Below are 26359 nucleotides of genomic sequence, written 5' to 3'. Positions count from 1 at the left end.
ACACGCAAAAAGAGTGGCATTCTTTCCACATTAAACATGCCCTGTCAGAGGACAAGAACCTATATGCATTAGATACCGCGTAAATCGCGGTTTTCTTATTTTATGGATATAAGTTCTTGTCCAAAGTCGAGGACAAGAACTTATATCCTTAACCGAAATGGACAAGAACCTATCTCTTCTCCGTTGTATGAATCAGGACAGAAGAAATTTTTTAAGTGTGAGCTTCGCTGGTACTACCACATGCCCATGGCTAATATGAAACGATACCCAAACTGGAAAAAATTATTTGTTGAAAATTTGATTGTTAATATGCTGCCACGTCGTATTCCATGCGTTAATTAATTTGATAGGATCGATTTTCTCCTGTGGGTTGATAAAAGCATCAATAACAATTGGAATATGTGGTTGTATTTCTGGTGGGAAAGTATAGTTTTGAATTTGTAACAAGGGGACATATGCTGCAACCCCGTTGTAAACAAGCAACATTGCCATTGATTGTAGAATCCGTTTCGATACTAAGCGCGTGCCTTTTGCATCAAGGAATGTCAGAGCATCTGTGTCTTTTCCTTCCTCACTCAATATTGATAATATGGCTATTGCAATTTCTTGACATTTTGGGGGTGATGGAAGAAAACTTGTAGGGTGTTCACCGTACAAAACCTGCGAGTCAAACCAACTTGAATAGAGCCAATATGCTCTCGTGTTCGAATCCATATGTTCCAGTCGATCATCAGCAATCCGCTGTATAACCAATGCATCGCCACCTGGCATGTTCCTAATCGTGGCTTCTACTCGGTTTTTTATAAGAGTATCTTCTTGAGTTGGTGTGTCAAACGCAAGAACAAGATCCATATCTGATATACCCCAAATGGCATCCCCTCTTGCAATTGAACCCTTTACATAGATTGATTTCAGCCTAGAACCAAGATGCTCAGAAAACTGTTTAACAACGTATTCCATAATGGGCTCATACCGAATATCCATTGCTGCACCCCCATTGGATTGATTGCGTTGTTATGATAACGGTAATTTCAAAACAAAAACAGCCTTATTTAAACCGGAAAAAAGTGGTAAAATATTAAGTGGGAACAACCTATTGAGGAAGACAAATCTTGATACTTCTTTAACAGAAATCAGGCGCTCCATTTTATTGGCGCTGCACATTTACCGATTATTAGACCTGTCGAAACGGCAGGTTTTTTTTGTGTAGAAAAATAAAGAACTTAACAGATATTGGGGGAAATTTTTTTCTATATGTCAAAAGAACTTAACAGAAGCCCATTAAAGTTATTAAGGCGTATCCTCGGCCTCTGTTTTCTTAGCATCAGAGATCATCGCTCCCCAAAGGCGCCAGCAGCCGCCGAATCACCAGATTTGTCAAATTAGGGACGATGGACAGGGAATAGGTGATTTCCATCCGTTCGTACTTTTTGTGTGCGTCATGTCCGTAAGGACCGATGTTGATGACCGGCACATCGAGGTCGCGGATATCCTGATAATCCACATGAAGCTTGCTCTTCCAGGCAGGGTTGTTGGCCGTTTCAGTTTGGATCGCTTCCTCATCATCGCTGAGGCTGACAAAGCTCATGTCTGAGATGTAAGGGAAAAACGGCTTAACCTGAATCGGATGCTCATACTGATGCCGAATCTCGGCAACCGCTCCGTCTACGGCCTCGATCAGCCGTTGTTCCTTTCGATTCTTTCCGGTCAATTCCACGCGCGGGGAGTAAAGCGAAGCGAAAAACAGGATCATCGCCGGACTTTTATCCTTCATCCACTTCCACGCTTCTTCCACGACCCTTGCCGCGTACATCCGCAAATCCAGTGAACGATCGAGCAGCAGAAGCTGCTGTTTGAATTGTGCCATGTGCTGGGCAAAATGCTGCCCGTGTTCGCTAAGAAGAAGCTTGTTCATTTCTTCGTAGGTGAATACCCTGGTTCGCCAAGGAATGCCGCTTGGAGGCTCTCCACTCAGCCGGCAGTATTCGCGGTACCGCTGCCCGAAAGCCGACAATGCGTTGTCGAAGGCGATTTCCGCTTGGCGCTTTAATTTCTCCAGCACTTCTTTCGGCGTCCAGGTATAAACGAGCATGTTGTAGTAGACATAAGCGCTGAGAGCCGTCTGCACACTGTAGGCCGGCTTGAAATCCGTTTGCTTGAGCGATACCGGCGGCACGGTGATCTCACCTTGAGCCGAGTTGCAAAGCTCCGGGTTATAACTGAGCTGTCTGGTCAATTCGGCGGCAAGAAAGTTCGGATCCAGCCCTTCGAAGCAGGCGCCGACATGGGTTTCCGCTCCCGTAATGTAGAAGGCGGGCAGCAGTTTGCCGACCGTGCCTTTGTATATGTAACGGTTCGGATCCCCGGGGTACCGGGGCGCCACAAAATCCGCATTGATAGCCGCAATATAGTCGAACTGATGTTGATCTTTCCACGCCTTGAGCTGCTTGAGCGCAGACAAAATGCCGTGCGAACGGTCTTCTTCATCGCATTCCGCAAGGAATACCAAATTGCCTGTCAATTCTTCGGGATGCTCGGCGTAGTGCTTAAGCAGGTAGAAATGTCCGGCAATACCGCTTTTCATATCGAGCGCTCCGCGGCCGAAGAGCCAATCCTCCGATTCCACATGCTTTCGGATTTCTTCGGGGAGTTCTTCCTGCAGCATCGCTTCCCGCAGCTGGTCAGGCTCGCATGCCACAGACTCAAGCTGGTTGTAATCGTCAATTCCGACCGTATCGATATGGCCCATGAGGATAACGGTTCTGCCGCTTGCTTCTTTGGTTCCTTTCACAAAAGCCATTACATTGTATCGTTCGACCTCGTCATCGATCGTGGAAGCGTTCGTTAGAAACGACGGGTTTTGTTGAAAATACGGCAGCGACGCGATCAGGGAATAGAGCGTCTGGGCGATTTCTTTCTCGCCGCTTGTATTGACGATGCTTTTGATCCGGACCAGCATTTTCGTATAAAATAAAACGTCATCCCGGCACTGCAGCATGGCACATGCGCTCCTTTTCCATCGTTCACTGTGATTTCTGGGGGCTCCGACATAATTGTACACCATTTGGGGAAAAATTAACCAATACAGCGTTCGCGCAAGCAGGAGGGTACCGATAAATGGATTGGTATGAAAAGCTGAATGATTATTTTCCCGAGCACGAAATGAAAGACCCCAACCAGTTAAAGGACTTGATCGAAGAGAAAGACGTATACCATATCGAAGAGACCGACGATTACATCATCCTCTATGCCGATTTTCCAACCTTTCTGTTCATCGATTATTTGCTGGTCATCTCCAATTCACGGGGCAAAGGAATGGGAACGAAAGTGCTCGATCGGTTGAAGAAGCGGGGGAAAATGATCCTTCTCGAAGCCGAGCCCAGCGATCCGGATAACGAAGATACGCGGAGAAGACTGGCGTTTTACGAAAAGAACGGGTTCAGGAAAGCCGACCAAATCCGGTACGTGCGCGAAGACGATGAGGGCAGACCATTTTCGATGTACATCCTGTACTGGGCGCCGACGGAAATACCTCAGGAAACGATTATGGGGAAAATGGAGAAAGCTTGCGAAGAAATTCACAACTTCCGGGCGAAAAAATACTACGGGAGGCTTCTTGCGGATCCGGACAAAGTATTAAACTGGAAACAATAATAAAATTCATTCGTATATGTAGGAGAAACCTCTCTTGGCGTCGAACATAAGGGCGGTTATTATTTTGAAACAGGGGAGCTGGCGGCTTTGTTTTTGCATTTTCTGCAGTCGAAGGAACATAAACTTAAATTTTTGAAGCTGGCAAATTTCGTGGCAAGCACCGACGGATTCGTTAATTGGAAAGAACGCGGGTATATTCGCTCCTTTGTAAACGAAATGGATTTGCAGGAGACGGATATGTTGTACAGTCCGAAGAGCGACCTGTCGGAAATTATCGGAGATCTGAAGGACCAGCAGGTGAAGAATATCTTTTTCGCCGAAATCCTTCTACTGATATTTGTCGACGGCGATTACAACGACGATGAGAAACAGATCGTTAAGGACATCAAGCAGCTGTTCGGTTTCTCGGATGCGACCTATGAGACTTTCCGAAACTGGGTCATCCGAATGGATAAGCTTAAAATCGAGGGGATGAGTCTTATTCTGGACCCTTCATAATTGGGAAAGACGCTCATGCAGAGGCCGCGGTAACCGCGGCCTTCGCTGCGTTTCTGAAGCCGGGTCACGGCCTGCAACGCTTGGTCTTGTCAATCGATGTCGGGGGACAAGAACATATATGCTTAAGAATCCGCGTAAATGGTAGTATCCCTTCATAGTTGACAGTGTTATAAAGTGGAAGGGCAAACCGGATAAAATAAGAGAGTTCTGGTTGAATCATCCTAAACTTGCTGCATCAGAACTACTTTTGAATCAAAGAGAAGCAGTAATAATTGCATCAAGACTAAATATCTAGATGTTGGTCTGTTTTGTGAACAAAAAAAACGGTTTATTACATAGGTTTTTCCCTGACTCATTCTTATAATCTAAAATGTAAGCACTTTCATAGAAAGGAGACTACGTTTTTCATCACTCAAATAAGAGGAGGAGGTTATCGCTTATGTATTCGGTAATCGTTCGCAAATGGGTTGCCGCTCTGCTAATCTTCGCGATGATGTTTATCAGCATACCCCCGGTAGGCGCAATGGATGTCGCCATAGCCCCCGAAACCGGCGAACCGGTCATAAAACAATTCGACTTCGGCACACCGGCGAGTCCCGTTTCGGAAGGATTCAATCAAGTTCACGACCAGCTGCTGTACTCGCAAACACTCGGGTACGGTCTGGACAGGACGATAGCTTCCAGAGACCGCGGAGATGCGGCAACGTCTGAGGACGACATGGAGGCCGACTTTGTGCTGGGGATGGGCTTTACGTTCATGGCGGATATTCCAAACGGTGAATACGACGTTACGGTATATTCCGGCGACCGTTTGGTCGGAACGTCTACGACGAAGACGACGATTTCCCTAGAGGGCCGGGAGGCGGGAACGATCTCCGCCCGGCAGGCGACCGCCAGCGCTACGTACCGCACGGTTGTTCAAGACGGTCAGTTGACCGTATACGTGACCGGCGCCGGCGTAGGCGGATATTTGAACGGACTGATCGTCCGGGAGGCTGTGCCGACGCCTCCAGCCGCTCCGGCGACGCTCTCGGTTTTGTCGGCATCGCGGGAGGGCGTCGTTTTGCAATGGTCGAGTGTGACGGATGCGGTTTACTACAATCTGTATCGCTCGATCGGTGAAACCGGGACATATTTTAAGCTTGCGCAAACCCCAGATGTCAACTATACGGATACGGCTGTCCTGGCGGGGAGCAGCTACACGTATTATGTAACAGCATTGAATGCGGGCGGCATGGAGTCTGCTCCGAGTCCATCCGCAACGGCGACCGTAACGCTGGTGGCCATCCCGCCGAAAGCGCCGACGAATCTGGAGGTAACTTCCGTTACGTCGCGATCGGTGGAGCTGCGGTGGACGGCATCCGAGGACGCCGACGGGTATGCGGTATTTCGGTCGGCTTCGTTAGACGGGCCGTTCGCGGAGATTGGCGCCGCTCAGGCCACTTCATATTCGGACCAAACGGACACGTCTTCCGTCTGGTACTATCAGGTGAAGTCTACGAACGAGGCGGGATATTCCGAGGGATCGAATATTGCCCAAAGCGCTGTCTATAAGCCCCCTACACCGTTGCCCGACGCGATGCCGGTCCGGATGGATTTCGGGCCTGGGGCGCTGCAGGACGGATATATCCGGGTCAGTTCCGATACGGAATACGGGCCGGACTGGAAATACGGTTTTGTCGATCCGTCGAAGGTAGGATCGGTTGACAGGGGGACGGACGACGCGCTTCGCTCGGACTTCGTTACACCAGGGGGCACTTCACTTCTGATTGATTTGCCCGCAGGCGATTATTCGGTAACGGTCATTGCCGGGGACGCGCTGGAAGCGACAGATGTCGGCATTGTGGCGGAATCGATTCAAAAGGTGCAGACCACGGCCGTACCTGCAGGACAGTATATAGAGCGCTCGTTCGATATCGCGTTGGTGGACGGCCAATTGAACTTGTCCTTTACTGGGGCCGCTCCGAAGCTGAACGCGCTTGTCATCGCAAAGCTGCCGGCCAGGACGACGGGCGTAAAGCCGACGGCCTATATTGCCGGGGACTCCACCGTTCAGACGTATGACCCTTACTGGCGGCCGCAAGCCGGTTGGGGGCAAATGATTCAGCGCTTCTTCACAACCGACGTCATGTTCGATAATCGGGCGATCGGCGGCAGAAGCTCCAAGTCGTTCATTTTCGAAGGGCGATTGGACAATATTTTGCGGGTGATCCGGCCAGGCGACTACTTCCTGATTCAGTTCGGCCATAACGACGCAACGATCAGCATACCCGAACGGTACGCTTCGCCTGCCGATTATAAGGAATATTTGCGGACGTACGTCAACGGGACGCGTCAGCGCGGAGCGACGCCGATTCTGGTCACTCCGGTGGGACGCCGCAGCTACAATAGCGAAACCGGCAAATTCAACGTGAGCTTCCCCGAGTACGTGGCGAAGATGAAGGAGTTGGCCGCGGAACTTGACGTGGCGTTGGTCGATCTGAGCTCACTTAGCGTCGCATACTATGATTCGATCGGACCCGAAGGCACGCTCTCTGTATTCATGCATGTGCCGGCGGGCATGTATCAGGCGTTCCCGAACGGCGCCGCAGACAATACGCACTTCCAGGAGTACGGCGCGATTCAGCTCGCGCGTCTATTATCGGGCGGAATTAGGCAGCTTGATCTGCCGCTTGCCGCCTATGTGACCGACATCGAGCCGCCGGCGGAAGTACCGGCCAAACCGACAGGGCTTATCGCGAGCAACGTCAGCAATGCGGGAGCCACGCTGACTTGGGACGAGACAGCCGGAGCCGACATTTACAAAATATACCGAAAGCTAGCGACGGATAACGACTATGCAATTGTCGCCACCTCCACCGTACCTTTTGCCAACATCGGCGGCATGGAGGAAGGACGCACTTACCTGGCCCGTGTTGTTGCGGTCAACGGAAGGGGCGAATCGGAGCCGTCTGATGCAGTGACGATCGGGACGAAACGAGCATTGTATAAATACGATATCGGTCCCGCTGGATCCCCGGTCGCTGCAGGCTATACCGAAGTCAATCTGTCCACGGTGTATACGCCGCAGAAGGGATACGGCATTGCGGATTCAACCAACATGATCGGCCGCGACCGCGGCACCGGCAACGACCTGATACGCGACTGGCTCGGCTACTTTAATGCCCGCTGGGAGTTCAAGGTCGATCTGCCGAACGGACTGTATGCGTCGAAGGTGTATGTCGGCGATATGATCGGCAGTGCCCGGACGGACGTTGCCGTCGAAGGGAAAAGCTACGGAACCGTCACCTCGCCGAGCAAAAGCTACACAGAGCGGGTCATCTCGCCAATCTCCGTCAAGGACGGGCAGATGAACTTCGTCTTCAGCGGCTCGACAGGCATCGTGAACGGGCTGGAGATTACGCCGATCATGCTGGCTCCGTCCGAATTGAAAATAGACCGGCTCGAGCTGGATTCCATTTCTCCATCCGTGGCGATATCGTGGAAGGCTGTCGACGATGCGGTTCTATACAACGTATACCGCCAAGAGGAGGGCAAGTCCGGGGACCAAATGATCGGAAGCGTGAACACGAATGCCTATACCGATACGACGGTCGATGTAGGCATCCGGTATACATTTACGGTGACTGCTGTCGACAAGACAGGAACGGAAACCGTTCCTTCGATGCCGCTCGATGTGTCGATGATCGATCCGAACGTTCCGGTTCCTCCTGTACCGACGCAGCTTACGCTCGGAGCCGTCAACAAAAACGACATAACCTTTAGTTGGAATGCGTCGGAAGGGGCGGGCTCGTACAACGTCTATCGCACCAAAAAGGAAAACGGAGTTTATGAATGGATTGGCCGGACGCGGCAGACGTCGTTTACCGACACCGGCGTTTTGACGACGATCCCGTACTATTATAGGGTTGCCGCCGTCAGCGCGGGCGGCGTCTCCGGGCAGTCCGAAACGATGGTCACGCCTGCCGTAACCGTGTTGAAGCGGCAGATGGAGAATATCGACCGCGCTCTTGTTGCGGTCAAGACCGACGAACGCATCTACATCAGTTGGCGAATGCTCGGTACAGATCCGGACGATATCTCCTTCAACCTGTACCGCGACGGAGTGAAAATCAACGGGACTCCGATCGTTGGCAGCACGAACTATGTGGATGCGGAAGGGGCGATTGGTTCGCATTACGAGGTTCGTCCCGTCATCGATGGGGTTGAGCAGCCAAGAGGAGAGCGTGCTTCTGTGTGGAACAACGCTTACTTAGACGTCCCGCTGCAGAAGCCCGAGGGCGGCGTAACGCCGATCGGCGATCCCTACACGTACAGCGCCAATGACGCCAGCACGGCGGATCTGGACGGCGATGGAAAGTACGAACTGATCGTGAAATGGGATCCGTCCAATTCGCACGATAATTCCCATTCCGGATACACGGGCAATGTGTATCTCGATGCCTATAAGCTCGATGGCACGCATCTGTGGCGCATCGACATGGGGCGCAATATCCGTGCCGGCGCGCATTACACCCAGTTTATGGCATACGATCTCGACGGCGACGGCAAAGCGGAAATTGCGGCAAAAACTGCCGATGGAACGGTGGACGGCGCAGGACAAGTCATTGGGGATGCCAATGCGGACTTCCGCTATTCAAACGGATATATTTTGGCGGGTCCAGAATATTTGACAATTTTTAACGGGGAATCCGGAAAAGCGCTCGTTACGACCGACTATGATCCGCCGCGAGGCAATGTAGCGGATTGGGGCGACGGATACGGCAATAGGGCAGACCGCTTTCTCGCCGGCGTGGCTTATCTGGACGGCGAACGGCCCAGTCTGATTATGGCTCGCGGTTATTACACCCGAACGGTTGTCGTCGCTTACAACTACCGTGACAGCAAGCTTTCGAAGCTGTGGCGTTTCGATACGAACGATGACGGGTATGAACAGTTCGTCGGCGAGGGGAACCATCAGCTGAGCGTAGCGGATGTCGATTTTGACGGCAAGGACGAGATCATCTATGGCGCGATGACGATCGACGACGACGGCAAGCCGCTTTACAAAACCGGACTCGGTCATGGCGACGCGCTTCATGTGAGCGATTTCGCTCCGAACCGGCCTGGGCTAGAAGTGTTCGATGTCCATGAACATTATCCGAGCCCGGCCGGCATCGAATTCCGAGACGCCGAAACGGGAGAGAAGCTCTGGGGAATCCCGACGAATTATGACGTCGGTCGGGGGATGGCCGCCGATATCGACCCCCGCTATCCCGGCGCGGAGATGTGGGCTGTCGGCTCATCAAACTGGGACGCTACGACCGGGGGTGTGTATTCGGTAGACGGGACGAAAATTTCCGATAACATCCCGTCCGTCAATTTCGGCATATGGTGGGATGGCGACCTGCTCCGTGAATTGCTGGACCATAGCTTTAACCAGAGTGCCGGTGTCGGAGTCGGCAAAATCGACAAATGGGATTATGAGAACAGCAAGCTTGTCCGGATGATGACGGCAACCGGAACGTTTTCGAATAATTACACGAAAGGCACGCCCAACCTTCAGGCCGATCTGTTCGGAGATTGGCGGGAAGAAGTGGTATGGAGGACGGAGGACAGCAGTGCGCTGCGCATCTATACGACGACGGATGTGACGGGGTACCGGTTCAGGACGCTGATGCACGACCCGCAGTACCGCCTCGCCGTCGCCTGGCAAAATGTCGGCTATAATCAGCCGCCGCATCCGAGCTTCTACCTGGGCGACGGAATGAAGACGCAACCGAAGCCGAATATTTATCTCGTACCCGCTTCGCAGATGGAAATAAGTGCAGAGGCGGATGTGAAGCCAGATACTTTGAAGCTGTCCGCCAGCAGCAACGAAAATGCCGTTACGGCTTATATCGAGCTTCCGGGGAACGGGCAGCTTGTCGACGTGGCTACCGTCCAATTGCATCTGAACGGCAAGTCGATCAGCGCGCAATCGGAGCCGAGTACCCTGGGCGATTACGACGCGGACGGCATACCGGATACCATGGTCAAGTTCGAGGGCCAGAAGGTTCGGAAAGCACTCGCCGGACAATCCGGCAATGTGACAATGACCGTAACCGGCTTAACGAAGGACGGTCGATTCTTCAGTGCGCGGGATACTGTAGCCGTGACTCCGTGAACCGCTTCGCGTTTGGGTACGAACCAACCCGGGTGGATTGATTCGCCGAGCTTTATAGCCGTGATTAAATCGGAGCATCGGGCGGAAATTATTACTTGAAAAAAGAAAGGAATTTGAAAAAAGCTGAAAGTATCTATCTACGCCTGTAATCAATATTCAGCTCAATTCAATAGTGGAGGAGCTTGCAGCGATGCGGCTCTTCTTTCCTTATTGAAGTAACTGAGCATGGTTTAAGAGCATGTGCGGGCTTTAATCGGCCCCATTAAAACTCATCAAAAGAAAAAGAAAGGAATGAATTTAGTGCAACGAAATTTTGGTATTTTACTGACTCTGATTCTCGCCTTGACATCGCTTGCTGCTCTACCGGCCACAGCCGCGACGAACACGTCAAGCCAATGCACGAAGCAGGCATGGGTCGGAACCTGGATGGCCAGTCCGATCCAAACGGTAACCGGATTTGCCGACCTTACCTATCGCACCACATTTAATACTCATATCAGCGGCGAATTGGTGCGAGTGCGCTTGTCGAATGTTTTCGGTCAACAACCCTTGACGATTGATGATGTGTACGTAGGGCGTCAATTGGAATTGGCCGCAGTCGTTCCCGGTACCAATAAGCCAGTAACCTTTAACGGGAAAAGGAACGTAACGATACCGGCGGGAGCCGAGTTATGGAGTGATCCCGTGGCGCTGTCGGTGCCGGCACTCTCCCGGGTTTCGGTGAGCATTTACGCCGCTACAGCTACAGGTAGGGTAACCGCTCATTCATCTCTTTACGGGGATAGCGACGTAGGGTATTTGTCCGTCTCTGGCAACCATGCCGCTGAGGAAGACGGAAGCTCATTCATTAAACCGAATACCGATTGGATGATTGTTAACGGCTTGGATGTCCTTACCGACGGCCCGGCCGGTACAGTGGTCGCACTTGGGGATTCTATCACCGACGGCTTCTTCTCTACACAGAATCAAGATAAGGCTTGGCCGGATTTTTTAGCAAAAAGGCTGAACGACGCCGAGATCCCTATATCTGTTTTAAATGCGGGCATTACAGGAAACATGTTGGTCTTGAATGATCCTAAAAATCGTGGGCCAAGAGGACTTGACCGCCTGGAACGCGATGTGTTCTCACAAACTGGGGTTACAGACTTGATCGTGCTCGAGGGGATTAATGACCTCGCCGCAGGAGCTACTGTCGAGCAGTTGATTAAGGGTTATCGTCAAGTGATCGATTTGGCGCATAAGCATGGTATCCGCGTCCACGGAGGCTTGCTTACGCCTTCCGGCGACGAGACAAGACCGAGCGTATTCAGAACTCATAGTACGCCAGAGGTGCAAGAGAAACGACACCAAATCAATGAATGGATCAAAAATTCAGGTGAGTTTGACAGTATTATTGACTTTGAAAGCGCTGTTGCTGATCCCTTGTTCCCTGAGTGGTGGAAACCCGGCACCAGTTATGACAACCTTCATGGCAACGACTTAGGATACCAATTGATGGCTGAGGCTGTACCGCTCTCAAGCTTTGCAGGCCCACGTTGTCTTAATATATCTCGCTAGTTTTATCATTGAAAAATGGATGTATTTGGTGTATGACACCAAATACAAATGTGCAGCGACACAAAACTGCTTAAATAAAATAAGCAATCATTATATCTTTAGCTGCTAATTAAGCAGACTTGTGTCGTTTTTGAACGATACCTGTCTGCTTAATTAATGACCATGCGACACAACTATGCTTGAATAAAAGCATAATTAGTTTCAGGTCGCCTAATATCAAGTGTACCAGCGGGTCAAGAAATACGAGCAGGTATATTACATTCACTTTTACAATAACGAGCGATGAGAAATTAAACGGCCTTAGTCCCATGGAATTTAAGACTAAGGCCGCTATGACGGAATGCAATTCAGTGAACCGGTGGTCTTCTCAGCTAACGGATCAGTTTAACTAAACGTCAAACAAATTGTACCGTTTTCGCGACTGGTTAACCAGAAAGTAAAAAACTCGCCTAAAAGTTAGGTGAGCTTTCTTTTAAGAGTTGTTCTGTTGTTGAGGGGTCTTAACGATATAATCTCGCTAATTCTTATGGCTATTGGTCTCTGTCCTGAAATGATAACAAGCACGTCTTTGCCGACAATTCTTAAAACTCCGTCGAATTCTGCTGAACCGGCTTCGTCGACGGCGAGTGCGGTTGTGGAAATGAATACCCGTCTTCCTAATAATCTTTGTACTCTTTGCCGGAAGGTTAACATCTAAAAACCCCTTTTCTTATCGTTTACCTAAGGTTCTCGAATTTCTTGTTCTCGAACTAGGTGTGACCAAATCAACGATCTCATCGTTTATAATAATGATGCGTCTTCTATCATCCGTAATAAAACAAATGAAATCTTTTCCTGCTTCGCGAATCATACCTTGGAATCTAGCAGGTTCAGGAGATCCGTTTAAGCCGCGGGGCGAGCCTGTTGTAAAAATGACAACACGTCTACCAATAAACATCCTGGCGAAGTTTTTGAAAGTAAAATTCACAAATAATTTCCCCTTCCTGAAGATAGCAGCAATGCTGGACGTGAAGGTTCATTTGAATATTTTTCTTTCCGCTATCAGGTACTACAGAATATGTGAATAACGATAAAAGGAAACGGCGGGACGAAGTACTTGTGCGAATAAGTGCCAAAGGATAAGTCATGTCGATTTGGGATTTAATGGCAGTTAGAAAACATGTCTCCGCTAACGGAGAACTATAGTTAAATGCCGAAAGGGCTGCCGCGCGGCAGCCCCTCGCTTAACCAACTGGCAGTAATGCACAATGATGTGCTGAGGAATTCAAAGAGAAAATTTATAAATTTGTTCAATTAACAGGAAACTATATAGCTTAATGACAAGGCTGCCAGCTCGATTGGCAGCCTTGATATACTATTGATTGATTCTATCCCAACCATTCCCATGTTATTTTTTTAAGTTCAATGAAACATTTCCCCATGATTCAAAATGTTATGAGTAGAGGAGGGGAGCAATGGGAAAGCAACGAGATGGGTAAGAATGAATACTTAGCAATCTTGGTGAACAAATACGCCGACATGGTGCTGCGATTGGCACTAACCCACCTCGGAAACCTAGCGGATGCGCAGGATGTGTGTCAAGAGGTCTATATCAAGCTATTTAAGCACCACCGTCCCTTCAACGATGCCGAGCACGAGAAGGCTTGGATCATTCGAGTGACGATAAATAAGTGCAAAGACGTGATCAGAAGTCCGTGGAAGAAATGGTTCTCTACTGTTGACGATATACCACTGCCTATTGAGCATATCGAGAGTATGGAGGTAGTGTCCTCTGTTCTTGAGATCCCTCGGAAATACCGAATGGTCATTCATCTCTACTATTATGAAGGCTACAAAACAGCAGAGATTGCCGAGCTTCTGAATCGTAAAGAGGGCACGATTCGGACGCAACTGAAACGAGCAAAAGAGCTTCTGAAGGCAAAATTAATGGGAGGCTTGGACGATGACGTTGAGATCTAAGTATGTGAAAGGGATGAATGGAATAAAGCTGGACGATGAGCTCAAACAAAACATAATCAGCAAGATTGGTTCTGGTTCCAGTGTTACTCAAATAAGAGTTCGCTCATTTCGTTATAAAGTCGCAATGATTTCCGCTGCCTGTGTGATTGTATTCCTCCTTATCATTGGAGGACCACTTATTTTTCATAATGGTGGTCAAACCAATAGCGGTCCATCTACATTGTTTAATGGATTCGTTATCACTGCTTATGCGGCAGACGGTACCCCCCAAGTGGTAAAACCAGATGTAGATTTCCCGCTCGGTCAATACTCAATGTTTATGAGCAGTGTGCCAGGATTTCCTATAACAATTGTTTCTAAGGATGCAGACCAGATTAGCTTGCGAACATCAGAAGGGGAGTTGTTATTATGGAATCCGTCGGATTCAAAGGTGAGATACCAGGGGAAAGAAGCGATTGTTAAGTCAGGTGATACGATCTACTGGTCTCCTCTTGTAGATGGACAAGTGGCAACTGAGAGTATGCTTGAGATAACCGCCTATAAGGATAAGAAGAAACTCGGCAGCAACGTGATCGAGATCAAATCGGAAGACCACGTGACGTATAAAGGAAGGGTCACCAATGATTGAGAAGGGTTATTGTGAGTAATAAGACAGGCAATTAATGATTTAGATTGCCGATAAGCATTAAGCTCCCTCGGTACGATTTAATTTTCTCACGAATGCTCGCTTATTCGCAGGATTTCGCCCCTTTTATGAGGGTTGAAAGTTTGGGAGAGCGACCCCGTTAAATGACATTGGCAACATGAAGGTGTACGGAAATAGAGGGGGAGGTTGTCGCCCCAGACATTTCCAGATATAGGAGGCGCTGCGGCTTGGACGGATATTGGCTGAGTTCGCGCCTGACGAGCCGCAAGTCCATGGACTCGTGGCGCTGATGGAAATTCAATCGTCCAGATTCAGGGCACGGGTTAACCCGAGTGGAGAACCGATTCTGCTCATGGATCAGAACCGGGCGTTATGGGATCATCTGCTCATTCGCAGGGGGCTGACTGCAATCGAACGGGCCGAGCGTCTCGACAGGGCGTACGGCCCTTATCTAATTCAAGCCTCGATTGCAGCGTGTCATGCCCGTGCCCGTACGGTTTCGGAAACGGACTGGGTCTGGATTTCGGCGCTTTACGACGCTCTCTCCCAGCTTGCATCATCACCCGTCGTCGAACTGAATCGTGCTGTCGCGCTCTCAATGGCGTTCGGTCCAGAAGTGGGGCTAGAAGTCGTCGATATGTTAATCCAAGAACCATCCTTGAAAAACTACCACCTATTGCCAAGCATTCGAGGGGACTTTCTCATGAAACTGGGCCGCAAGCAAGAAGCATGTTTAGAATTCAATCGTGCTGCAGCTCTAGCGCGTAATGAAAAGGAACGCAAGTACCTTTTGAAGCGCGCTTCCGATTGCAACTTAGAATAAGACAAGAAACGAGAGAAGAATCTCAAACAATTCAAGAGGTTACGAAGTTTATCGAGAAATTCAAAAGAGCCGTGGCAAGCCAGCCTATGCCATGAATTACACGATCAAATTTATACGTAACGATCTCATTTTAAATTTTTGATCAATGTGTCGATTTTGAAGATACCGGTTCGTTGTATTTATATAGAGGTCAATTAGGGGATTGGCCTTTAAAAAAAAGGAGGAACTTTTTATGCTGTTTATGTTGATTGTCAAAGCCTCGAAGAATTCGGAAGGGGCAAATCTCCCGGACCCAGAGCTCATTGAAGCCATGACGAAGTACAATGAGGAATTAGTTAAGGCAGGCGTGCGGGTTGCGGCAAAAGGACTTCATCCAAGTTCAAATGGGATTCGTATTTCATATCCAAAACCAGGGGAAAAGCCGGTAGTTATGGATGGCCCATTTACGGAAACGAAAGAATTGATTGCCGGGTTCATTCTGATTGATGTGAAGTCGAGGGAAGAAGCAATCGAGTGGGCCATGCGGATGCCAGACCCGCAAGGACATGGGGAAGGTCAGATTGAATTGCGTCAAGTATTTGAGGCGCCGGAGTTGTCGGGGGAGCAATAAGAAGTGGGAAATGATTGAACTAACGGATACGAGAGTGAAACGATGGAACCGATCCATCGTTTTTTTATGTGCTGAGCGCGGATGGCTCAACAAACGGGAGTTTGGTTATAATTGTTTACTACCCTCCATATCGTTTGTGAGATGCTATAATTGTAAAATATAAGTAGATAGGTGGGGGTACAACTAATGGAAAATAAATTGCCTTTATTTATCGTAACAGGCGCAAGTGGGTCAGGAAAAACATATGTCGTTCAAGAATTACGCAGAATAATGCCAGATTCTGATGTTTTTGACCCTGATAATATTGTTGAGTTTATCGGACATGATTGGGAGAAAATGCGGAATATTTGGCTTCGAGTTGCACGAAATATCGCTCAAAGTGGACGCATGACTATTATATGCGGGTCAATGATGCCTTGGGATATTGAAAAATGTGTGGATTTCCCTTATTTTAAGCATGTATATTACATAAACCTACACTGTAATGAAGAAACTCGTGAGAAACGCTTACTTGAAAGAAATTGGTCTGAGGAAATGATTCAGGACCACAAAAACTTTGCTAAGGCATTGCTTGATATTGCCGATAAGAACTTTAACCCACCTATGACTACTATTGATACAACGGATACTGATGTAACCTTAGTTGCATCTCAAATAAAAGAGTAGATTCTCCGATACGTTTGAACTAACCGATAACGTGAGCGCAATAAACAAAATGCAGGTTAGCGTGACGACAGAGGATGGGAATAGAGGGAAAATTGAGGTGGGTTTCGAATACTAATAGGACTTAACCAAATTGAATGAAGGTGCTCTCAATGAATTCCCTTATTGAAGAATCAGTAATAAAACTTGCAGAGAAATTTCAGTTGCCAGAACGTATCGTGAACATTGAAGATCTGCCTTGGGTTCTGTTCACTGATAATCACTCTTGCTATTTCAAACCTTTACGCTTTGAGCTAAACACCGGACATGGATTTACTTATTTAAGATTAAGAGTAACCAGGTTTTGGGAAGACACAGACACACCGGCGGATCGGTATTGGGCTATAATATTCAGGGCAAATGGAGATATGAAGGGCGCGAATGGGTTGCTGTTCCGGGAACCTTTATATTTAAACCACCAGGCGACATTCATACCCTTATTACAGAAGACGAAGAAGTAGTAACTCTTTTGATATTGGGTGGCTCTCTTCAATATTTTGATGAGAACCATCAAATTATTGGACAAGACGATATTTATACGTTCCTGAATAAATATAGAGTTTATTGCGAATATCATGGGATTGAAACGAGAGATGACCTTATTTATTAAGCCTTAGGTACGTATGATTTGTTGACGGATACTATTGCGGAATGAGTAGACCGCTGCGGCTGTCTGTTAACTCATTTTTGTAACAGAGCAGAATACCGTAATAAAGCTCTCGATCCATTACGGCTTAGAGATGGGGGAAAATGAGATTGGCAATCGTAACTGATAAGAAAGGCAATATCCTTTTGGACATTATTGAGATGAAAGAAGAAGAGATCGACAACGTCAATCTAGACGCACCATTAACTCACTCATTAATTGTGGTCAAGTTTCAAGAGAGTTATCTCTTGATGCTAAACAAATGGAGAAAAAGCTGGGAGTTGCCTGGCGGTGTCATTGAACAAGGGGAAACGGCTAGAGAATGTGTGATAAGAGAACTTTTTGAAGAAACCAATCAAACGGTCGATACTGTCGAGTTCAGGGGTCTAATGAAATTCGATCTACAGCCAAGTTTTCACGGTCCAAAAAGAATGGAATATGGAGCATTATTCTTTTGTGAAGTAGAAAAGCTCGTTGATTTTATTGAAAATGATGAAGCGGATCAAATCATTTTATGGGACGGCTTCTCGGATATTGGATATATTGAGGAGATTGACAAAAAATTAATCGAGCTTGTCTGAAATAACAGAAACTCAATTCCGCTAACGGACACGATAGTTGAAATAACAGAAATTAGCAGGCCAAGACTATGTTGTTCTAGTTTTGGACTGCTTTTTGTGATGCTCCCACAAGAATACATTAAATACATGTAAGCAATGTGCAGAGGGGTTTTCACACGCTCGTTTAGATAATCATGTTTATGTGATCGTAACTAGAAGGGAAATGAATTTATCGATATAGGAGGTCAATGTCATTAGCCAGCATGATCGATTCCTCCGCAAGATCAAGCAGATGGACCGCAACCATGCACCGTTCTTTCAATTTATCCGTTATGTCGTCAGTTTCGTTCAGGCTAGCTAACTGCTCCAACAGTTTAGGAACCATCATTCCGCGTCGAATGCCGGCAGACGCGACAAAACCAAATCTGGCTAATCGACGATCACCGTCCCATCCGGCGCTGTGCAACCCTTTGCAATACCGTGCCGCAATTTCATCCGCGAATGACTTTTTGTTGGGTAAAGCACCCAGATTCGCATTGAGACTCAAGCCGTAATAACGTCCAAGCTCTTCCCCAACGCCTGCAAGGCCGCAGTTGGACCAATCAATCATCATCAGACTGCCGTCTGCTGCGGGAAAAAGATTCGGCTTCCATGCGTCGTTGTGGGTGAATACCTTCGGCAGTTTTTGAAGACCTGTCAACATCAATTCCCTATTCCAACGAAACGATCGATATCGTTCAAACGTGCCGGCTGGCATAACTTCCTTTACGCGTGGATTATTCCACGCGTCTTCAACTGCTGCGAGACCGCTGTCGTATTTGTCGCACTCGCGGACCCAGGATATGAGAAACCCGCGACACAACCAGGGTTCCGACGGTAGAGAGTGATCAGTCAGGTAAGCGCCATTAAATCGGCCCAGCAGCTCAGATATATCCCCGTATCTCTGAAGGTCCCATGGTTCATCGAAGCGTACGGTCAGTTCTTCCAACCAAATCCGCCATGTTCCATCATCGACTTGTTCCACGCCGTAACACCTTGGCGCCCGCACCGGCTCCGGTAGCGTCTCGAGCAGCCTGGATTGATAGAGGAGAGGCTCGCGTTTCCAGTAGCAGTAATGGTTGGTATCATCCGTTTCTGGTGCCGGAACGATAACTTTGATTATGAACGACCAGTCCATAGACTTTATACCGATGATAGCTTTCCCCGCGACACGATACAGTCCGTCGGTCACTATATTAGAGGCTTTCCAATCCAACCTAGTATAAGACCATTCGCCCAGCTTTAGTTCTTCAACGTTGAATTTATTAACGAGATGATGTATCAACTGCTTATCCGAGATTATCATTCCTTGCCCGTCTAGCATTGTTTCTCCCCCCAAACCAATTGCATAGTACTTATCGCTAAATTAAATGCTATATGAGTACAAAAACATGGTAACATTTCTGTAGATGTAATGGAAATTGCATCCTGACGCTTGTAAATGCGGCAGCTCGTTACGCCCTGACGGAGAAGATAGATAAATATCCTGCACCACAACGCTGCCGCGGGACCGACCGGCAGCCTCTCTACGCTAACGGCAGCATTTCTATTATGAAGAAATATGAGATTTGAGAGAAAAAAAAACGTAACTTTAGTTTATTTGAGAAATGCTGAACCGTACCATAAGTAACGGCAAGTTTTTTTGATGGGGAAAGGAGAATTTGATTGTGTGGCATGAAATTTGGTGTAGTTACTTTTTTTACTGGATTATCAGACACTCTCCACAAACAATACCTGGAGGATATTACAGTATTGATCCAGAAAATATAGGTATTAAATTTTCTCGGGGAGTCATGAGGATATGAGTACTACGTTTGCCAACCTGCAAATTAGATATAATTCTGTTCATGAAATAGAAAAAGTTTTATCCGGCAGTATTGTAAAATGTTTGTCAGATGGATGGACTACCATCACGAGTGAGCACTTCCAAGTCGGAGACATTGAAAAAGTTGCAAAGAAATTATCAAAAGCCATCACCCCAAGTGTCATGTCCATTGAATATGTCGATGATGACATTCTAAAGATGTCTATTTACAGAAACGGAAGAACGCTCACAAGCCATATCAGCGGCGGTGATGGACATGGTCTAACCAACAAACTTGGCAAACCTGAAGTGTTTATAGAACAGTTGGGGTTTGATTCAGGCGAGGCTAAGTATTTGAAAGCCATTCTTGTTTGTGAGGATTTGGGTAAGAAAATTGAATTACTTCAACATTTTCTGGGTGTTACAATTTGGATTGATCATAAGATGCTATGCGATGATTCTGTAACGGATTTCCGCCGTAAACGTGATCTTTCAATAATTGAACAATATATAAAAGAGATAAGAAAGAAAAGTCGGATTAAAAATCAAACAGAAGCCATTCTCCTTCAGGAATTTGGGGGCGCCCTGATTGATGTTATAGGAGATCATAAATATCTCATCGGCATACCTCCATACGATAGAAGTATGGAATGCTACAAGGATGAGGAGATATATACTTTTATTCCAAGTGGTTCTTTGGAACCTATGCTTAATGTTAACTCCTTCCAACACCGAAATCGTGATGGTTCTTTAAGGGCAGCACACGGTTTTATCTATTACATGAGTTTTATCAGGGGACAATATTATCTGTTTGATTATAAGGGCCGAAAAATCTTCGAAACTTCCATGGGTGGAACTTATATTTCTCCGATCCATGTGTTAGAGGGTGGTGGCTTTCTCACTTTCGACGATTACGAGAAAACGCTACGGGAATATAACTCGAGTTTTGAGATGAGATCTGAGATCCCGTGCGGTGGTTTTCCTTTCTTTAGTAATAATGCGATATATGTGTGCAGAAGGGACCGGTCAGGCCAATCTGCGGAGCTCGTCAAATTAAATCGCAGCGGGCATGTTGAAGCATCTTTCCGTTATGATTATGACGGTTATCATGATCCTTCCGGAAACTTTTTATTTGATGAGACCGGAAGAGTCTTCTTTTATTATAATGCAACCACTCCCGGCAAACCGCTTACGAAGATGTTCGTTTTGACTGAACAGATGGAGATCATCAAAGAGTTGCATATGGAAGGTTGGATTACTTCTGCAGCCTTAGATTCCAAAAACCATCGAATATTTAGTAACCTATCAGATATGGAACTTATCGTGATTGATACGAATTCATTCCTCATTGTTTCCCGAAGAAAGTGGGAGGAAGACTCTATTTTGTTGACCGTGGATTCGTGTGGAAGAGCTGTTGTACTCACGGGTTTGAGCAGTATTGGATTACTTGACGCGCAATTGAATGACATCTCACGCCATCGGTTGAAGGGACAGGTGCTGTCTGAATTTACAAATGAGAGAGGGAACCTCTGCCTTCTTACAGGAATCGGAGGAGAACACGATGAAGGTGGAGCAAGCAGTATGAAAATAAGAGTGTATGAAATATGTGACTAGATTAAACACCTCCTTCCGTAACGGAGAACGAGAACAGAAAGGCTGCACCCCTTTTTAGGTAGACGGGTTTAATAAAAAAACCGTTCAGTAGTGGGCGCTGACCATGGATCAGGTGTTTGGAATCCTCAGGTTCTTGATATCACCGAAAAGTTTTTATCTGCCCATTTAAAACGGCCGCAAGCATAAGAGTTATAATCAAAGAAAAAGTTACGCTAAACCGAGTGCGATAGCTCCATGTACGAATCGATGAGCGGGGTAAATGAAATGGATTATCAGGATTGGCTGATCATTAAGGTGCTTTTTGAGAAGAAAAATATTACGAAGGCTGCCCAAAGCTTATATATTTCACAGCCAGCCTTGACGAGACGAATTCAACAGATGGAGCAGGAATTTAAAGTGACGATTATCCATCGCGGGACAAGAGGCGTCGATTTTACACCTCAAGGCGAATATTTGGCTAAAAGCGCCGATGAGGCACTGGAGCATCTTCGTCATATTAAAGAAGCGACGACCAATATCGGTCAAGAGGTTAGGGGAACGCTGCGTTTAGGGGTTTCGAACTATATTTCCAAACACAAGCTGCCGCGCCTGCTGAAGCTATTCCGTGAGTTATACCCTCTTGTGGAATACAAAGTGGTAACGGGTTGGAGCCGCGAGGTGTTCGATCTCATCTACAACCAGGAGATTCATATCGGCATCGTGCGCGGGGATTACCAGTGGCCGGACGCGAAGCTGTTTCTTTTCGAAGAAAATATTTGCGTTGCCTCGCGGGAGCGAATCGAGCTCGAGCAGCTGCCTTTCATGCCCCGGATCGAATACCAGATGGACCCGCTCATGAAAGGGATCATCGACAATTGGTGGAGTGGAACGTTCTCACGACCTCCGCTGATCGGCATGGAAGTGGACAAAGGGGATACCTGCACGGAAATGGTTATCAATGGGCTGGGCTACGGCATCCTCTCAAGTGCGCTGGTTGAGAACGTAGACGGCCTGCATAGAATCGTCGTAAACGATCGTCAGGAGCAGCCTATCGTCAGACAGACGTGGATGCTGTACCACGAGCATGCGCTCGAACTAAATGTGATCAAGTGTTTCGTGAAGTTCGTGGAGACGCTGGATTTTCAAAAGGACCTTTAAAAACGCGGGCAGCCGCGTTTTTTGCTATGCATTTTTTTGATAGCAAGCGATAAGGCATTGGTATTTTTCATTCATGGGATTCCGTTCTATGCTGAACATGCCCGAAAAGGATCGGAAGACCATTTCTGCTGACAGCCTGTAGAGGAGCTTGCTTATGAACGTACTATACCTCATTATTTGGCAAGTTATTTTTCCCGTTTTTTCCCTTATTGTCGCCGGCGCGTTACTGCACCGCATTTTTCACTTCGATATGAATACGTTATCGAAATTGACGACTTATTTTCTTATGCCGGCAGTTAGCTTCACAAACATCTTCGAAAGTAAAATCGGCGGGCAATCGCTGTTTATCATCCTCGGTTTCTTGCTCGTTCAAAACCTCGCTTTAATGGTAATGTCGTCAGGCGTCGCGAGAGCGGCCAACTTCGAAAGAAGTCTGTCCGCGACGTTTAAGAACAGCGTTGTGCTGAATAACTCGGGAAACTTCGGCCTCCCGGTCAGCCAGCTTGTCTTTCACAACAATCCGCTTGGAGCATCGGTCCAGGTCGTCGTCTCGATATTTCAGAATTTCGTTACCTATACCTACGGGCTGATGAATTCGGTATCCGTGCAGAGCAGCGGCTCCAAGGTGCTGTCGGAGTTTCTTAAACTGCCCACGTTGTATGCACTGGCGGCAGGCTTGCTGCTCAATTCGCTGTCCGTCCCTATCCCGGATACGATCTGGAATCCGATCAACAATGTTTCGAACGCTTTTATTGCCATCGCGCTTCTTACGCTTGGGGCGCAGAGCGCTCATCTGAAAATCAACCGGATTTCGCTACCGCTGCTGCTCAGCCTTATCGGCCGGTTAGTGATGTCCCCATGTCTTGCATATGTCATCATTTTATGCTTTAAATTGGAAGGGACGATCGCGCAGGCGTTGTTCATCGCAAGCTCGTTCCCAACATCAAGAAACAGCGCCTTGTTCGCGCTGGAGTATAACAATCACCCCGAGTACGCGGCACAATCGGTTTTGCTTTCGACGCTGCTTAGCAGCATTACCGTAACTATTGCGGTCTACTTGTCGAAGATAATATTTTGACGAAGTGGCCTACTATTTATATGTCTTACCAAATGAGGAGAGATTCATGATACGGAACGCCGATGCTGTACCGTTTGGTTACGAGCCGCCAGCAGAGCAGCGCAAAGGTACGCTGATTTATTATGATTCGTTCGAGCATACGACGGATGAGGAGCTGGACGCTGCGGCCTGGCAGATTGAGATTCTCTCGTTTGCGAAGCTCGTGTTGTATCCGCTGCATGAGGAAACGGTGCGGCGGATGACGAAGGAACCAGTCACCGCTAATTATAAACGCGAGGATCGGCTGCATAAATGGAAGCGCGAGCGCGTCAGATCGGATATCGTCATTGAAGGTTTTGAAGGAAAACGGAAAAGATATACGCCGATCGATTCCGCACTGCGGTATTTGACAGAGAAATACAAGTCGCCGTACTTCTTGTACATGACTCCCCAGACGGCGAACATGTTCGCTTCGTATTCATCCTTCGAGGAATGGATCGTCAAACTTCGGCTGCTGCTCTTTGCGGAGCCGCGAGAAGTGCATCCCCGGCTTGAGAAGTACCGGCATCGCTGGAAAACGGTCGGCGAGACGAAAGCGGAAAGAAATGAATCCGAGTGAGTGGAATAGAGACTTGTTAACGGGATCGATAGTTCCATGACGACCCAGCGACCGGCAAGATTATGGACCAAATGCCGAAAGGTGGAATAGCGATGGGGTACATACAAAACATACGAAAAAAAATTGGCCATGATAGGTTAATTGCTGTGGGAGCAGGTGTCTTCGTTTATAAAGATGGAAAAGTGCTTCTACAGAAACGAAAAGATAATTTGTGTTGGGCATTGCATGGTGGCATTGTTGAAATAGGTGAAGTAGTCGAAGACGCTGCAAAACGTGAGCTATTTGAGGAAACAGGCTTAGTTGCCAATAAACTTGAGCTTTTAGGGATTTTTTCAGGGGATGATAGGATGTACACATACCCCAACGGCGATGAAGTATATTTAATCGGAATCGTTTTTGTATGTTATGATTTTTCAGGGAAGTTATTGTCCGAAACCGACGAAACTTTAGAACTTAAATGGTTTGATATCGATAATTTGCCAAAAGAAATAAGCCCCCCAAACATAAAGCCCTTGGAAACATTTGTTAAATTTTTTAAACGCACTTAGCATGTATTTGTTACGCTATTGGGTACGATAGTGGAGGAGCTTGCTTTGCGGCAGCTTCTTTTTCGTTCGTTGAAATAACAGGCAGGATTGTTAAGGAGAGGTTTGTTTAAGTTTAAACATGCAAAAGGGATTTCGGACAATCCTCGGTCAGTCAGGACGTTTTTGACTTGTTGGTTAGTAGAAAATTCTGATCGTGTACTTCCGCTTGACACAAGTGTTCATCAATTATAACATTAGTTATATAACATATGTTATTATTTGTGGAGGAAGAAGAGATGCCGCCAAGAGCAGAGCTAACGAAAGAAAAAGTTTTAACCGCCGCGTTTGAGCTCGTTCGAAAGCAAGGATTTGAGGCTATAACCGCGAGAAACGTCGCTCAGGCGCTCAAATGCTCCACCCAGCCTATTTATAGCCTCTATGACAGCATTGAAGATCTGAAAACGAGCGTATACGACAAAGCAACCGAGTTTGCGCGCAATAGTATGATGGAGTATCAGGACAGCGCCAATTCTCCCGCTCTGAACATTACCATCGGTTTCCTGTACTTCGCACAGAATGAGAAGCAACTGTTTAGAACCTTATATCTTTCCGGATACAGAAAATACAATCCGCACACTGATCAATTTTTAGGAGAAGAATTAACCACCTTCTATATGCGTCACAGCAAGCGGCTTCATGACGTATCAGACCATCAACTCAAGCGCATTTTCTTAAAGTTAACGATCTATTTAATCGGCATTGGAACGCTTCTTAATTCCCAAACTTTGGAACTGGACATTAACGAAGCAATTGAAATGATACGAGAAATGTACGAGATGTTGCTGCAAAAAGAAGGTCTCACTTATTAAATCCGAAGAAGGAGAGAGCAACATGATCAATAAATTCGGCAACAAGATTGGGGAAGGCGGATGTGCGGAAGTATTTGAATGGGAGGACGAGAGCAAGATCGTCAAATTAGCAAAACCTAACACGAGCACCGCTGCCTTACAAGCAGAATTGCATCATTGTCGAATCGCCTAGGAGTGCGGACTCCCTGTTCCCCAGCCGTTTGAACTGGTGAACATAGAAGGTCGATCAGGTATTGTGTTCGAACGTATTTATGGCGAGTCGATCATGAAGCGTTTTGTTGACAGAGCAATAAAGCAATCCAAGCTGCAGCAACCACTAAATGTATTCGACGACTACGTCGACGCCCGAATTACGGCACGACTTTTTTATCAAATCCATACCCATTCGGTTCCGAATATGCCGAGCCAGAGGGAAAAATCAAGCATGACATTCGTCGTGCGCAATATTTGCCTGAGGCCGACAAAGTAGCAGTGATGGCCCAATTGGATCAATTGCCGATGAAGCAGCAGTTCTGTCATGGAGATCCGAACCCGGGCAACATACTGCTCCGGGATAACGATGCGGTCATAATTGACTGGAACAATGCTTCGACCGGGAATCCGGAAGCAGACTTGGCCGAATACATCATTATGATTCGATATGCGATATTGCCCCCGCATCTGCCATGTGAAGCGAGTGTCGTTCTTAATGCAACGCGGGAGGCAAGCATTCGCATCTTTATGGAGGAATACCAAAGGCTGTCCAGCATTGGTTATGCAGACATTGAGCCTTGGATTGCTCCTATTGCAGCACGCAAACTAGTCGCCGATGCAATATCCGAAGAGGAGAAAAATTTGCTCGTGAATGAGATTAGAAGAAGGCTCCATAGCAAGTGCAGCTAGTTAGCTGTTGC

21 protein-coding genes and 1 pseudogene are annotated in these 26359 nt (G+C 47.4%); 19 read left to right on the top strand and 3 right to left on the bottom strand.

Features of this window, described 5'->3' with window-relative positions; all coding sequences use genetic code 11:
* Nucleotides 1–282 precede the first annotated feature (282 nt).
* Nucleotides 283–984 (bottom strand): nucleotidyltransferase domain-containing protein, encoded by a 702-nt coding sequence (locus KZ483_RS14570; RefSeq protein ID WP_220348067.1) that lies wholly within the window; start codon nucleotides 982–984, stop codon nucleotides 283–285.
* Between the two features lie 340 nt (nucleotides 985–1324).
* Nucleotides 1325–2998, bottom strand: coding sequence for a M20/M25/M40 family metallo-hydrolase (locus KZ483_RS14565; protein WP_220348066.1), 1674 nt, complete (start codon nucleotides 2996–2998; stop codon nucleotides 1325–1327).
* Between the two features lie 119 nt (nucleotides 2999–3117).
* Between KZ483_RS14565 and KZ483_RS14560 the strand changes: the two genes are divergently transcribed.
* The 11 genes and pseudogenes from KZ483_RS14560 to KZ483_RS14505 all read left to right on the top strand — a co-directional run bounded on the left by KZ483_RS14560 (nucleotide 3118) and on the right by KZ483_RS14505 (nucleotide 17821).
* The gene (locus tag KZ483_RS14560) at nucleotides 3118–3654 is read left to right on the top strand and encodes a GNAT family N-acetyltransferase (protein WP_220348064.1); all 537 of its coding nucleotides are present in this window, start codon (nucleotides 3118–3120) and stop codon (nucleotides 3652–3654) included.
* A gap of 87 nt (nucleotides 3655–3741) precedes the next feature.
* Nucleotides 3742–4152 carry a TerB family tellurite resistance protein gene (locus KZ483_RS14555; protein ID WP_220348061.1) on the top strand — a complete coding sequence of 137 codons (411 nt, stop codon included), beginning with the start codon at nucleotides 3742–3744 and terminating at the stop codon, nucleotides 4150–4152.
* A gap of 439 nt (nucleotides 4153–4591) precedes the next feature.
* Nucleotides 4592–10297 carry a rhamnogalacturonan lyase family protein gene (locus tag KZ483_RS28920; protein ID WP_309568575.1) on the top strand — a complete coding sequence of 1902 codons (5706 nt, stop codon included), beginning with the start codon at nucleotides 4592–4594 and terminating at the stop codon, nucleotides 10295–10297.
* A 300-nt stretch (nucleotides 10298–10597) separates the two neighbouring features.
* On the top strand, nucleotides 10598–11854 hold the full coding sequence (locus KZ483_RS14545; RefSeq protein ID WP_220348059.1) for a GDSL-type esterase/lipase family protein: 1257 nt from the start codon (nucleotides 10598–10600) through the stop codon (nucleotides 11852–11854).
* A gap of 1404 nt (nucleotides 11855–13258) precedes the next feature.
* The gene (locus tag KZ483_RS14535; protein ID WP_220348054.1) at nucleotides 13259–13813 is read left to right on the top strand and encodes an RNA polymerase sigma factor; all 555 of its coding nucleotides are present in this window, start codon (nucleotides 13259–13261) and stop codon (nucleotides 13811–13813) included.
* Nucleotides 13797–14441 (top strand): hypothetical protein, encoded by a 645-nt coding sequence (locus tag KZ483_RS14530; protein ID WP_220348053.1) that lies wholly within the window; start codon nucleotides 13797–13799, stop codon nucleotides 14439–14441. The genes KZ483_RS14535 and KZ483_RS14530 overlap by 17 nt, the downstream gene beginning before the upstream one ends.
* 232 nt (nucleotides 14442–14673) lie before the next feature.
* A pseudogene (locus KZ483_RS14525) lies at nucleotides 14674–15282 on the top strand (RNA polymerase sigma factor); the annotation flags it as partial.
* A gap of 232 nt (nucleotides 15283–15514) precedes the next feature.
* Nucleotides 15515–15892: a YciI family protein gene (locus tag KZ483_RS14520; protein WP_220348048.1), complete on the top strand. Its 378-nt coding sequence runs from the start codon at nucleotides 15515–15517 to the stop codon at nucleotides 15890–15892.
* A gap of 186 nt (nucleotides 15893–16078) precedes the next feature.
* Nucleotides 16079–16558 carry an AAA family ATPase gene (locus KZ483_RS14515; RefSeq protein WP_220348046.1) on the top strand — a complete coding sequence of 160 codons (480 nt, stop codon included), beginning with the start codon at nucleotides 16079–16081 and terminating at the stop codon, nucleotides 16556–16558.
* Between the two features lie 340 nt (nucleotides 16559–16898).
* Nucleotides 16899–17204: an AraC family ligand binding domain-containing protein gene (locus KZ483_RS28575; RefSeq protein WP_258881254.1), complete on the top strand. Its 306-nt coding sequence runs from the start codon at nucleotides 16899–16901 to the stop codon at nucleotides 17202–17204.
* Nucleotides 17205–17350: 146 nt separating this feature from the next.
* Complete coding sequence (locus tag KZ483_RS14505) at nucleotides 17351–17821, top strand: NUDIX domain-containing protein (protein ID WP_220348043.1); 471 nt, start codon at nucleotides 17351–17353, stop codon at nucleotides 17819–17821.
* Between the two features lie 208 nt (nucleotides 17822–18029).
* Here KZ483_RS14505 and KZ483_RS14500 read toward each other — a convergent pair whose 3' ends face one another.
* Entirely contained in the window at nucleotides 18030–19163 is a 1134-nt protein-coding gene (locus KZ483_RS14500) for a hypothetical protein (protein WP_220348041.1), read from the bottom strand.
* A gap of 477 nt (nucleotides 19164–19640) precedes the next feature.
* Between KZ483_RS14500 and KZ483_RS14495 the strand changes: the two genes are divergently transcribed.
* The 8 genes from KZ483_RS14495 to KZ483_RS28560 all read left to right on the top strand — a co-directional run bounded on the left by KZ483_RS14495 (nucleotide 19641) and on the right by KZ483_RS28560 (nucleotide 26348).
* Nucleotides 19641–21257: a hypothetical protein gene (locus KZ483_RS14495; protein ID WP_220348038.1), complete on the top strand. Its 1617-nt coding sequence runs from the start codon at nucleotides 19641–19643 to the stop codon at nucleotides 21255–21257.
* A gap of 264 nt (nucleotides 21258–21521) precedes the next feature.
* Entirely contained in the window at nucleotides 21522–22394 is an 873-nt protein-coding gene (locus KZ483_RS14490) for a LysR family transcriptional regulator (RefSeq protein ID WP_220353452.1), read from the top strand.
* Between the two features lie 154 nt (nucleotides 22395–22548).
* The gene (locus KZ483_RS14485) at nucleotides 22549–23472 is read left to right on the top strand and encodes an AEC family transporter (protein ID WP_220348035.1); all 924 of its coding nucleotides are present in this window, start codon (nucleotides 22549–22551) and stop codon (nucleotides 23470–23472) included.
* A gap of 46 nt (nucleotides 23473–23518) precedes the next feature.
* Nucleotides 23519–24070: a hypothetical protein gene (locus KZ483_RS14480; RefSeq protein ID WP_220348033.1), complete on the top strand. Its 552-nt coding sequence runs from the start codon at nucleotides 23519–23521 to the stop codon at nucleotides 24068–24070.
* A 62-nt stretch (nucleotides 24071–24132) separates the two neighbouring features.
* Nucleotides 24133–24618, top strand: a complete 486-nt coding sequence (locus KZ483_RS14475) for an NUDIX hydrolase (RefSeq protein ID WP_258881253.1) — start codon at nucleotides 24133–24135, stop codon at nucleotides 24616–24618.
* 248 nt (nucleotides 24619–24866) lie between these two features.
* The gene (locus tag KZ483_RS14470) at nucleotides 24867–25466 is read left to right on the top strand and encodes a TetR/AcrR family transcriptional regulator (RefSeq protein WP_258881252.1); all 600 of its coding nucleotides are present in this window, start codon (nucleotides 24867–24869) and stop codon (nucleotides 25464–25466) included.
* Nucleotides 25467–25488: 22 nt separating this feature from the next.
* Nucleotides 25489–25638 carry a hypothetical protein gene (locus tag KZ483_RS28570; protein ID WP_258881251.1) on the top strand — a complete coding sequence of 50 codons (150 nt, stop codon included), beginning with the start codon at nucleotides 25489–25491 and terminating at the stop codon, nucleotides 25636–25638.
* A 125-nt stretch (nucleotides 25639–25763) separates the two neighbouring features.
* Complete coding sequence (locus KZ483_RS28560) at nucleotides 25764–26348, top strand: phosphotransferase (RefSeq protein WP_397376201.1); 585 nt, start codon at nucleotides 25764–25766, stop codon at nucleotides 26346–26348.
* The last annotated feature ends 11 nt before the right edge of the window (nucleotides 26349–26359 follow it).

Origin of the sequence: Paenibacillus sp. sptzw28, from assembly GCF_019550795.1 — a bacterium.
Taxonomy (GTDB): Bacteria; Bacillota; Bacilli; order Paenibacillales; family Paenibacillaceae; genus Paenibacillus_Z.
The sequence above is the reverse complement of the archived record's forward strand: the minus strand, read 5'-3'. Positions and strand labels throughout refer to the sequence as shown.